A 12,138-nucleotide genomic window follows, 5' to 3' on the forward strand; every position below is an offset into this window, starting at 1 on the left:
TTGTATGCATAAGCGAAAAAAGAAAGGAAAATGTGGTATGTTAAAACACAAAATTGGTCCGTATTCTGTAGTTGATGGCTTTCTCTGCTGCGGTTCGCAGCAGATTCTTAATCCTGCAATGGCGTTAATCTGTAATGGCGAAGGATATATCGTGTCCAAAATTGGAGGAAGAGCCGGTATCCTGAAATGGCATACGAATTTTTTACGACTACATCCGGAAGCCGCAAAAACGCTGTATATCGTTGTCATGGAGAAAGAGAGGATTTCTGTTGATGATGTATGTACCATTTTCAATGCAGTAATGAATACCGCTTCGGAAAAAATCATAAATGCAATGATGTCAGAAGACGAGAAATTAACGAGAGAGTACATTGAAATCCTGCAGTGGGCAGGGTACTGAGAGAAGGCGAAAGTCTTCTCTCTTTTTTGTTTTTCTAAAAAAGAGAGCCTAAGCGTTCCAGCGGTTTTTTCTCTGTTTCGAAATCATGCATATTAATTTCAGAAATGCAAAAAAGAAAGGAGAAAAATATGAATAAAAATAATTATGAGTGGGTCACGATTGGAGATTCTAAATTCTACACTAATGGTACAATATGTACTGATATTGAAGTAATGAATGAAGCAAAAACTATTTCGTTTATCTTTCCGAAATTCAGGATTGACAGAGAAAAATGCAAAAAAGTATTTTCAAGTGTTGAGAATCTGATAATTGAAAGGAACGTTCTCTCAATTATCATTCCGAATAAGATGCTGCCAAATGTGAAGAATGTAGAATCCAAATCCAGTAATTTCATGACTGGCAAATATCTGGTTGAAAAAGCCGGATATAGATTGTTAAATGCGTTTGGTCAGAATGATGGCGCTGCAATTGATTTCACGCTGTTTAACCGGATTGAAGACTATGCATTTGAATGCTGTAAAGCAAGAAATGCTGTTGGCTTGGATAAGAATAAGATGAGAATTTCAATGGTGCAGGATGCCTCATTTGTGGATTCTGGTTTTTTAGACCGGCCGTTTGTTGACGGTATTAAATGCCTCGGGCCATTCATCATTGATATTGATGAGACGGCGGATGAGATTGTATTGCCAAAAAATGATATCTGTTATTGCGTTCCAAAAAGACCAAGAGACTGCGTTCGTGTTCCTAATGTAAATGCTTTTGCAGCAATGAGAAAATTCCCCAAAAAGGTAATCATTGAGGATGAAAATATCAATTATGATGACGCGCTATTGTATAATTTTTGTAATCGTGATATTGAAGAGCTTGAATCTCGAGTGCCACGATACAAAACAGTTGACGGAATTTTATACTCCGCCGACATGAAAACCCTGATTCTCTGCCCAGCGGGAAAAACCGGTACAGTGGTTATTCCTGACGGAGTCACGAGAATCAGGAAGCACGCATTTTCCAGGTCTAAAATAAGTAAGGTCATTTTTCCTGACAGCATGGTTAGTCTGCAAAACGAAGCATTTTATGGATGTGCATACCTGACAGAAATTGATTTTGGACATGGAATTGAACATATTGGAGGAAACGGCAATCAGCATGTTTTTTCTGGATGCTCTATGAAAAGACTCGTATTTCCGCCGCAGGTTAAAGAAATTGGCATTAATGCCTTTTTCTCATGTGGTGAGCTGAAAGAAGTGATTTTTAACGAAGGCCTGGAGACTATCCAGAGGGGAGCGTTTAGAGGCTGTCCGAGATTGACAGAGATTCATTTGCCGACATCTATTAAAAAAGTGGGGCCGGAGGCATTCCTGTGTGAAGTTTTACGAGAAGGAATTCAGGATATTAATGTTAGCATGTCAACAATTCCAGAAGACTTTGGCCGTGCATTTATTCACCCTGGAAACATGCAGACACCGCGATGTATTAATGTCCATATTGACAATAAGGACGGAATTTTTGATTTTGTTCTGCCGGACTGCACTTCTGCTGTAACTCCAGGATATTCCGAGATTGTTTCTGCATGCAACCTGATGGCTGGCCGGGAATACGATAAAAAAATCCGGCGCCTGAAATCAGCGTTCATGTATGCTTCCAATTCAAGATTCAAATGTGTTGATGCATTTAAGACATACAAAAAGACGAAAAATGAATCGGCAAAAGAATATTTATCTGATTATCAGAAAAGAACGGCAGAAGCGATTGCCATGGAATTGACAGAAAAAGACTTTGTTGATTTTCTAAGATTGGATTTTATCAATCTTGGATATGATAAAGGTATCGTGAAACGGCTGCAGGAGCAGAACTGGAATATTGCTCTGGCATATATGCTGGAAGAAGGAAGAGAAGAAAATAATGATGCACTTGTAATTTAACTTTGAACCGCTGGCGAAAGCTGGCGGTTTTTTTTGTATGAAAAAAATAAAAAAACGTTTCAAAAAATATTATTTTTCATTGCTGATTCGTCATTTTATCTTTAGCGGACTTTTAAATTAAAAGCCCAAAAAGGAGGAAAAAAATTGGCAAATGAAAATTTACATAAAGCTAAAGAAGCCAAAAATGATGAGTTTTATACTCAATTAAATGATGTTTCAGAAGAATTGAGACATTACAAAGAACATTTTAAAGATAAAATAATATTTTGTAACTGTGATGACCCGACCTGGTCTGCTTTCTGGCGATATTTCCATCTAAATTTTGGCCATCTCGGGCTTAAAAAACTTATATCAACACATTACGATAGAGAAAAACCAACTTACAAAATGGAATACACTGGCGGAAACGATAATGATATTGAAGCCGGAGTTAAGACGCCCCTGGAAGGAAATGGAGATTTTCGGAATCAGGAATGCATTGACTTATTGAAAGAGGCCGATATTGTGGTGACGAATCCGCCGTTCAGCATTGCCCGCGAGGATTTTATACCTCAACTTTTTGAGCATAAAAAGAAATTCTTGATAATCGGTGACTTAAACTGGGTTACATACAAAATCATATTTCCACTTTTAAAAAACAACGAAATGTGGATGGGTTATTCTGCAGTAAAAGAGTTTCTGCAGCCTAACGGAACAATTAAGAAATTTGGAAATAAACTGTGGTTTACAAACCTTGACATTAAAAAACGTCACGAAAAACTTATACTGTGGAAAAATTACACGCCGGCAGAATTCCCGCAATATGATAATTACGATGCCATCAATGTTGACAAAGTTTCAAATATCCCTTGTGATTATTGCGAATCCTGGGAAGTAACAAAAGATGAATTTAAAAACTTTTCTGCTGATGAATGGGAGGTTACACGAACGGGAGAACGAGACGGTGAAAAGAGTTTCTTCATTATTCCCGCAGCTAATACAAAATTAAGAAAATTGCTTCATAAGCATGCGGTCGGGTATAAGGAGGAGATAGAGTCTGAGATTTTTAAAAATATACATAAAAATATAAATAACGACGAGCTGCCGAAGGGCAGACGAGCTGCCCTTGGCAGTCTCGTTATAATGCCGGAATTATGGGCGTACCGATTACATACCTTAACCGTCATAACGCCTCCCAGTTTGAAATCATCGGCCTGGCGGCCGGAAACATTAAAGGGCTTGCCGGTATTGATTCAACAACAGGAAAAAATGGACCGTATATTGGAGGAAAACTCAAATACGGAAGAATTTTCGTCAGAAAGGTATTGTAACGGAGTTGCCGGCGTGCCAATTACCTTCCTTGACAAATACAGCCCTGACCAATTTGAAATCGTCAATGCTAACGACTACCGAAAAACTGAAAACGTGCCAGTAAAATCTCACGGGCTTATTAAAGATAAAGTTGCTTCTATAACGCTTTCAGAAAGTAAAAAAGAAATGCAAAAAAGTATTGACAAAAAAGATTCCAAAAATATAATCGCTAAGAGCAGAGCAGAGGCGGACTGTCTATGCACGAATCTGTATCAGGAAGAAACTCTGAATTGCTCTCACCTGGAAGTGACGGATGGCATATCGCCGGAAAACGAAAATATGCAAGGATTTTTGTCAGACAGGTATTGTAATGGAGTTTTTGGAGTTCCGATTACATATTTGGATAAATACAACCATGAACAATTTGAGATTATTGGTATGCTGCAATCAAGTACTGATGAACAGGCCGGAATTCCGAACTTACGCTTTTACAATAGCTTTCGCGAAATGCGGCAAGATATGTCATACACAGGCGCTTCTGGAGGAAAGGCAAATGGAAACCCGGTTATAAAAGAAAAGCCTAAAAAAGGAAATTTTCTTTACAACGAAAAAACTGGCGAATATGTACATTCTGTTTATGCGAGGATTGTGATTCGCCGTAAGTTATAAAAAAACAAAAGTAACAGCAAAAAGAGGCATAAAAGAAATGAACAACAACAAAAGCCAAATCTTCAACGCCGAAAGAACAATAGAAATAGAAAAAGAGTTTAAAGAACATCCGGAAAGAAACCGGGTGAAAACGGTGAAGATTGCAGCTGAGAAAGAGAAAAAAAAGAAATAAAAAAATAAGCAAAAATGGAGGAAAAGAAAATTGAAAATAGAACCAAAAGAAATCAGCATCAGAGAGGTTGCTGAAAATTATGTTGACGATGGAGATGGCGGAGTTTATGGATTAGACGGCGAGCTGGTTTTAAGGCCGCCTTATCAGCGAGAGTATATTTATCAGCAGGCTCAGAGAAATGCGGTAATCGATACGGTAATGAGTGGATTTCCGTTAAATTTAATGTACTGGTCTCCGAACCCGAAGGGTTTTGAACTCCTTGACGGACAGCAGCGTACAATCTCACTCTGTCAGTATGTAAACGGGGATTTTCCTGTAAAAATCAATGGAAATGATAAATTCTTCCATAACTTGACGGAAGATGAAAAGGAAAAATTTTTGGATTATAAACTTGATGTGAAAGTTTGTGACGGAACGGAAGAAGAAAAATTAGAGTGGTTTAAGCGTATCAATATTGCCGGGCTAGTGCTAACGAATCAGGAGCTGTTAAATGCAACATATGTCGGAACATGGCTGACTGATGCAAAAAACTATTTCTCAAAACGAAACTGCGTGGCCGGACAGATGGCTGAAGGGTATATCAAAGGAAACCCGATTCGGCAGGATTATCTTGAAAAAGCTCTGTCGTGGATTGCTGACCGTGATAGGCTGGAATCGGGTCAGATGTATATGGCAAAACATCAGCATGACCTGGACGCGAACGAATTGTGGTTGTATTTTCAGACAGTTATTAATTGGGCGAAAATGTTGTTCCCGACGGCGAGAAAAGGCGTTACTGACGTACAGGATTGGGGAATCTTATACAACGAATTTCACAACAAGCAGTATAACAGCAACAATCTTGAGGCTGATATGAAACGCCTTTTAATGGATGATGATGTTACCAAAAATGCCGGTATTGTAAGGTATTTATTGTCTGGCAGAACGAAACATGATGAGAAGTTCTTGTCAATCAGGGCATTTTCAGAAGCGCAGAAGAGAAGGGCATATGAGAGGCAAAAACATAAGTGCGCGATTTGTGGAGAGGTGTTTGACCTGACAGAGATGGACGGAGACCATATTGTACCGTGGAGCCAGGGCGGCAGGACTGTGGATGAGAATCTGCAGATGCTGTGTAAGAAATGTAATAATGAGAAGAGTGACAAATAAAAAATTTTCCACGCACTTGCGGGGCAAATTATTAGCCAGAAAAAAGCGGCAGAAATTATTCTGCCGCTTATGCTTTACACTATTTTAACAGCCATACTTTTCTTTATATTTTTTATTTGTTTCTAAAATCTTACGATATTCTGCCATTAGATTATAAAACGATGCCTTTTTTAAGCCGCTCTGCCTTATAAATTCGCTTGATGTGATTTCTTTCTGTTCCCATTTTGCATACAGCTCTTCCCAATTTTCTGGAAAATCCAGTTTAGTACGACCGGCGCCAGCACGCCTGGAAGTACGGATTGGAGTAATTTTTTGATTACTGTTTGATATAAAATCGTATATGGTCTTCAATACAGCTATATTGACCGACGAAGAAATCCCACATTCATAAGTTGATGGTGTATCACGCACTATAAGCATAACGGATTTTTCCAAGAAATATTTTATGTTTTCTTTCACAGCTAAGTCATTAAGCCCAATATCCTCAAACTTTCCTATAACAATTATATCGTTTGTGTTGCATATTGCTTTAATATTATTGAATGCACGAAAACAGCGCTTATTTTCTGTATAAAATGTAATCTGAAAATCAGAACCTAGTTCTTTTCGTAGTATATCAATAATATCATCAAAAGACGATAAATTCTCATCTATTGTTGTATACAAATATATCATCTTACTCACCTTTTCATTATTACCTACGACGTTTAGATTGTATAAATGACATAAAACCGTTTGATAATGTATGACCTAAAAACGTTTCTAGTTGCGTCTTGTTAAATTTAATGCGACATACATCTCGTGACGGTGTCGATTCCGCACAAATTTCGTTTGGTAAACAGCGCTCCCATGCCAAAAACATTTTTTCTATTTCTCCAGTTTTACCAAGTACTAATGTAACAGTATCAGCAACTGTATCGATAATGAAATCTTTCTTGTTTGTTTTATACAGGCCTTCTATCTGTTCAAGTGCATCGCTTGAAACTGAAGTTGCATTAATAGAATAATCATGATTCCATGTAAGCGGTCTTATATACTCTGGAATATCATATCCATATTCATTTAATATGTCAATAATTACATTTGACGAGATAGACATAATATCTGGATAATACCCGTCCTCACGATGTTCTATGTCATACATATGGCGCACAACATCATTAATTTGTGGAAGCATTCTCCTTAGATACTCACGATAAAAAGCATTCGTTAACCTGTTGAGAATAGCTTTGCCTCTGCTTTTATATTCGCTCTGGTCTACGGTACTCGGCAAACATCCTTCATAACTAATAAGCATTATTCGTTTTCTGTATTTTTCCTCTAAAGATAAAATCTCATTACTTGCAAAAACAACAAGTGGCATGCAATGAAGAGATAAACGTTCACATTGTTCTGGATTCTTTAAGTAATCCCCTTTTTGAGAAATATATCCACTTGAAATTTCGTCAACAAAAATTGGTATTCCTTTTGAGCCTGTTTGCAAAGCTTTTAATTTGTCTTTACCTACCTCAACTCCTTTTTCCTCTGGTATGTTTTTACCTGTCATCAATTTAAGTATCACAGACATCATAAAAGTTTTACCTACGCTTGGGTTCTTTGATACTAATAACATAAAAAGAGGAAGGCTGCCATCACCTACTCCTGTAATATCAGCATCATTACGCAATTTGGATGTAAACGGAGAAGAGAAGACGGCGTTCAATAATTTGAAATGGTTTGGCTGTAAATTTTTTCTCCCGTTAATAAACTCATCATAATTGTTAAAAATCTTCAATAATTCAGAGATATCATGTTTCACCTCGTCTTCAGATGGATACAAATTTAATTCTTCCCCATTAAGATATGCTTTTTCAGAATCGTAATCAAATGTTAGTTCAGGATATTTTTCAACTGAAACGTGACATTTTTGGCCATTTAAGCTCCTTCTAAAATTTGATTCCATCCTTTTAATATTTCGCGAACTTATTTGAGTAAGTCCCTTTTCAGTTTTTAAGCCGATATTCTTAGTTACTTTTTTATAAAATTCAACGTCTTTTTGATATTCAATACAATAATTAACATAATCTAAATTTGCTTGAGACATATCTTCACGTAATACAATTGCCGTATCCATTTTCTTAATTTTTGTAATAATTGGATTGTTCTCAATCATATCTTCTTCAGATGTAATTGTTTTTGTCGTTATACACGAATAAGGAACCTCCTCAGCCATAGACCAGGCTGCATCAAATTCTGCAATCGCATCTTCGTACCATAACTCGCTGTCATCATAATTATAGTTTTCCATATGACTTCCGTTCCAGGCATTACGTGACATGTTTGCTGTAGTATCAACAACTTTTGAATCACCATTATCAGATGTTAAAATATATAGTTTACGGTGGTCAACAATAGTAGTTGAAACCTTAATAATTAATTTTCCACTTTGAATCATATCTGATACGCGCTTATATTTACAAGCCGCTTTTTGTATTTGGGTTGCATTTGCAAAAATGTATGGCATTTTTGAATCTTTATCTACAATACATGTTGCGCCAAGAATAATTTCTACATATTCAAAGTATTTCAGCAATTTATTTATAAAATCCCAGTTATATGAAAATGTAATAACCTGCAATTTGCTATAACCTGAAAATATTTCATCAATTGATTCAAATTCAGCGGCATCAACCATTATTTTATGTTTTATTTTGATGAGATTTACATTTTCTGCCTCACCGTGTTTTCCTCCATCTATCACATCAAACAATGATAATTGACCGATATTAGATTCTTCTTTTTTCATATATTTCCCTCCTTTTTTAGTATTTTTAAATGTCTATAATTAAGCGTCTTATTTATAGACATATTGTATCACACATAAAAATATATTTCAACATGCATTTGGAAATCAGCTTTTCTGCTTTCCAAAAAATTCCGCATATTAATATTATCTCAAAATAAATTGTAATTTACTAAATTTTTGGTATACTATTCACATATTACTAAAATATATTGGAGGTGAATAATAATGATAAAATACATCTTAATGCACAAAAATGATAAATGTGGAACAATACTGTTTGACGAAAACATAGGAAGAATCACCGAATATCATGATGATAGAAACGGTCTGTCTCCATACCTAGGCAACTGTGACATAAAGAAAATTCAAAAATGGTGGGAGATGAGAGCTGTTCCTGCGTCAAGAGCAACGATGCAACAGGTGATAAATAACGCAAATTGCTTAAATACAGAGGTTTATCTGGCAAAAAATCTTGGATTAAGCATGACTGATACATACTGGATTAAACCAAGCGGCATTGATTTGTCATTTAATAACGTTAAATTTGCGAATTTAGCTGCATATAGCCATGGAAAAATCCCATATCATAACGCAACGTCGTATGACCCAAATGCGTCTCTTGGCGGCCAGATGGAAAAATATTGGGATTTAATGCATAAAACTCCAATATTGGTCAAAGAAAGCTATAAATATTACGGACAGCAGTCAATTAATGAAGTTTTCGCCTCAATAGTTCATAGCAGACAGCCTTCAAATGTTGAGTTTGTTAGATACACTGCTGAAATGACCGAAGATAGAGGTGTACAATGTAAGTGCCCGGCTTTTACTTCAGAAAATATAGAATTGTTGTCGGCTTATGAAATGGTGGAAAGCAGAAAAATCCAAAACAGTCAGGCATTATATGACGAGTACATTAATATCTGTGTTGAAAACGGTATTGATTACAATCAAATTCAAGAATTTATGGACTATCAGACAATGACCGATTTCTTGATAACGAATACAGACGAACATTTGTTAAATTTTGGCGTCTTGCGAGACCCAAATACTATGAAATTAATTGGCCCGGCTCCAATATTCGACTCCGGAAACAGTATGTTCTATTCTGATGGAAGAAAAACACCATATACCCGAGCCGGAATTTTAGACATTCCGATTACGAGTTTTTACAAAAGAGAAGAAAAATTACTTGGAAAAGTGAAAAATAAAACTGCCGTAGATTTAAACAGCATCCCCTCCGCAGGCGAGGTTAAAGAACTGTATGCAAATGCAGGAATTCCAGAAGAAAAGGCTGATGTAATCAGTAAAAATTACGACACTAAAGCCAAAATGTTATCAGAATTCCAAAGAGGAAAGACGATTTCATTATATAAAGAAAAACAAGCCGAAAAAAATAGCAAATACAACACAATCGTAAAAGAGCCAGAAGTTAAAATGGAATCTCCAAAGTTTATTATGCTTTGCGGAATTCCGGGTTCAGGAAAATCTCAATTAGCCAAATCTCTTTATGCTGATTTACAAAATAAAAAAATGGATGATGTGAACTTGTATCCGGCCTCAAAAGCGATAAAGAATATTGGCCTTATTTTTGACCCTTCTAAAATCACGAATGACATTGTAATAAATGCAGATTACAAGGATAGTACAGTATTGATTTCTCCGAATAAAATTCGCCAAGAACTCAAAGACAATTATCCAGATAGTTATAGTGAAAGCCTTGTTTTTGCAATAGTTGATGCAAGAATCAAAACAGCTTTAAAAAGTGGCGCTTCTGTCGTATATGAAGCAACCAATCTTGACAAGCCAATAAGAGAAAAATATTTGGGGATTGCGAATGAATATGGCGTAAAAGATACTTCGCTTCATGTAACCTGGATAAATCCGAATGATTCAATCAGCAGTATCTCTCCAAACCTATTGTCAGCTATGAATAATAGACTGGTAGATAGTAATCCATCAAAAGATGAAGGATGGAGCGATTTTGTTCAGCACGGTATGCCTGCCGAAAAAATACAAAGTAATGATTATTTTGATATGTCTATAGACGATGATGAAATTGAATATGAAGACCATTAAGTTAGCAGTAGAAGAGCATGACATTCAGTCATGTTCTTTTTTTTGCTCTTTTTTTTCTTCCTGTCAAAATTCAGCATATTAAAAGCGACAAAAATAACAACAAAGACAGGAGGTAAAAAAATGAATAACGAAGTTTTAGACATTTACAACAACCTCACCGACGCTGAGGCCGAGTCTCTTTTCAGCACTCCAAAAGATAGCAGAAAAGGAGACCGGAGAAAAATCGACTATAAAAAAGCGAAAAGGAAAGCGCGAATTGACCTCGCACGGTCATATGATGGTTTGCCGTTGTATGACAATCTGCACCAGTACAGCAAAAACAAAATTCACTGTTCTTGCCAGTTATGCCGTGGGAAAGATTGCTTTGGTAGACATGTTACTACCGAGCAGGAAGTAAAAAGCCATGATGAGATGCTGGCTGAACTGAAAGAATTGGACGAGAATTTGCTGACAGCGGAAAGAAAGGAGATTGCGTGATGGTAACCATTGAGAGCAAAAATCATTCTATTAACCTTGGAGGTGGAGGCTTCATATGCCTCCGCACTAAAGTCGCAGAACTGGCAGCGCCTGATATCTTTGAACACTACAAAAAATCTATGGACGGAATGCGGCTGTATGATGATGATAAAAGAAAGGCGTTTTACAAATCATATAACGCAAAAATCACAGAACTGGACAAAAAATACAAAGGCAAAATGTCTAACATCCTTGATTTTTTGTATGAGAGCGATTGTGACGGCATTATGGATGTTCCACACTGCCGGTCTATCTACAAAGTCATCAAAGACTACGACGACGATATTTTATACGGCTATGCCGGCAGAAAAGACTGCGCGAAATTTGCTGATTTCAAAGCTATCGTTAAAGACGGCATTGATTCCGGTGATGGTTTCACCTGGTTCTAAGGCTGCAAAAAGAAAACAAAAAAAGTTTTTACGCCAGATGGCGGGAAAGGACAAAATTATGAGAATTTTAGCAATTGATAAATGCGAAGAGCCTGTTGTTAAGGAAATTGAAAACAATCTGAAGGATATGCAGAGATATGTGCTTGGACATATTGAGACCATCACATTATCAGAAACTGCAATGCTGGTTTGTAATGATGCCGGAAAAGTGGCTAACCTGACGCCGAATCGAATTCTGAAAATTGGTAACAGTCATGATGTAATCCGCGGTGATTTCTTTATCTGTGGATGGTCCGGAGATGAATTCTGTGATATTTCTGATGAGGATGTTGAGAAATACACGAAAATGTTTTCAAAACCTGATGTTTTGTTTATGCATGTATGGAATGGACTCAGCAGGGTTTGGAAGATTGTTAAGCCGGAAGATGAGAAAGAACATTTCTGCTTTTATGATTTACTGCAGACTGAGGCTGATTACGTGTTTTGCACGTTTGAATCAGCGATGAAAAGACATTCGCCGAAGCTTTCTGATTACGGCAAAGTTTATCGTGGAATTTTTGAATTCAGCGATACGTTTGAGGCAAAGAGAGTGTGCGAAAGGCTTTATATAGAGCATAATGGTGTAATTTTGGACAGAAAAGGCCATTCAATGGACATTTCTGATATCATTGTGATGCATCTTCCGAATGGTGACAGATATTTTTATGTTGACATGTTAGGATTTAAAGCGGGAATCCTCGGTTATTCTATATCCGAGATGAAAGCGCATA

Annotated in this window: 11 protein-coding genes; 9 read left to right on the top strand and 2 right to left on the bottom strand. The window is 36.7% G+C overall.

Annotated features, from left to right (window positions below; translation table 11 throughout):
• Positions 1 to 37 precede the first annotated feature (37 nt).
• The 5 genes from LI091_RS15550 (at position 38) to LI091_RS15570 (ending at position 5,602) form a co-directional block, all read left to right on the top strand.
• The gene (locus LI091_RS15550) at positions 38 to 400 is read left to right on the top strand and encodes a hypothetical protein (protein WP_173734436.1); all 363 of its coding nucleotides are present in this window, start codon (positions 38 to 40) and stop codon (positions 398 to 400) included.
• Positions 401 to 528: 128 nt separating this feature from the next.
• Positions 529 to 2,322: a leucine-rich repeat domain-containing protein gene (locus LI091_RS15555; RefSeq protein WP_173734437.1), complete on the top strand. Its 1,794-nt coding sequence runs from the start codon at positions 529 to 531 to the stop codon at positions 2,320 to 2,322.
• 144 nt (positions 2,323 to 2,466) lie between these two features.
• On the top strand, positions 2,467 to 4,281 hold the full coding sequence (locus LI091_RS15560; protein ID WP_265191333.1) for an adenine-specific methyltransferase EcoRI family protein: 1,815 nt from the start codon (positions 2,467 to 2,469) through the stop codon (positions 4,279 to 4,281).
• A gap of 37 nt (positions 4,282 to 4,318) precedes the next feature.
• Positions 4,319 to 4,453, top strand: a complete 135-nt coding sequence (locus LI091_RS15565; RefSeq protein WP_265191334.1) for a hypothetical protein — start codon at positions 4,319 to 4,321, stop codon at positions 4,451 to 4,453.
• Between the two features lie 30 nt (positions 4,454 to 4,483).
• Entirely contained in the window at positions 4,484 to 5,602 is a 1,119-nt protein-coding gene (locus LI091_RS15570; protein WP_173734439.1) for a GmrSD restriction endonuclease domain-containing protein, read from the top strand.
• A gap of 84 nt (positions 5,603 to 5,686) precedes the next feature.
• Here the strand turns inward: LI091_RS15570 and LI091_RS15575 are convergent, their stop codons facing one another.
• Positions 5,687 to 6,268: a hypothetical protein gene (locus LI091_RS15575; protein ID WP_265191335.1), complete on the bottom strand. Its 582-nt coding sequence runs from the start codon at positions 6,266 to 6,268 to the stop codon at positions 5,687 to 5,689.
• Between the two features lie 28 nt (positions 6,269 to 6,296).
• The gene (locus LI091_RS15580; RefSeq protein WP_173734441.1) at positions 6,297 to 8,387 is read right to left on the bottom strand and encodes a hypothetical protein; all 2,091 of its coding nucleotides are present in this window, start codon (positions 8,385 to 8,387) and stop codon (positions 6,297 to 6,299) included.
• Positions 8,388 to 8,612: 225 nt separating this feature from the next.
• Between LI091_RS15580 and LI091_RS15585 the strand changes: the two genes are divergently transcribed.
• The 4 genes from LI091_RS15585 to LI091_RS15600 form a co-directional block, all read left to right on the top strand.
• Positions 8,613 to 10,463: an AAA family ATPase gene (locus LI091_RS15585; RefSeq protein ID WP_173734442.1), complete on the top strand. Its 1,851-nt coding sequence runs from the start codon at positions 8,613 to 8,615 to the stop codon at positions 10,461 to 10,463.
• Between the two features lie 120 nt (positions 10,464 to 10,583).
• Positions 10,584 to 10,940 (top strand): hypothetical protein, encoded by a 357-nt coding sequence (locus LI091_RS15590; protein WP_173734443.1) that lies wholly within the window; start codon positions 10,584 to 10,586, stop codon positions 10,938 to 10,940.
• Positions 10,940 to 11,368 (top strand): hypothetical protein, encoded by a 429-nt coding sequence (locus LI091_RS15595; RefSeq protein ID WP_173734444.1) that lies wholly within the window; start codon positions 10,940 to 10,942, stop codon positions 11,366 to 11,368. The genes LI091_RS15590 and LI091_RS15595 overlap by 1 nt, the downstream gene beginning before the upstream one ends.
• Positions 11,369 to 11,426: 58 nt before the next feature.
• The coding region (locus tag LI091_RS15600) for a DUF3846 domain-containing protein (RefSeq protein WP_173734445.1) at positions 11,427 to 12,138 on the top strand (712 nt) is incomplete at its 3' end.

Source organism: Blautia sp. MSK20_18, from assembly GCF_020553125.1.
GTDB lineage: Bacteria > Bacillota > Clostridia > Lachnospirales > Lachnospiraceae > Blautia_A > Blautia_A fusiformis.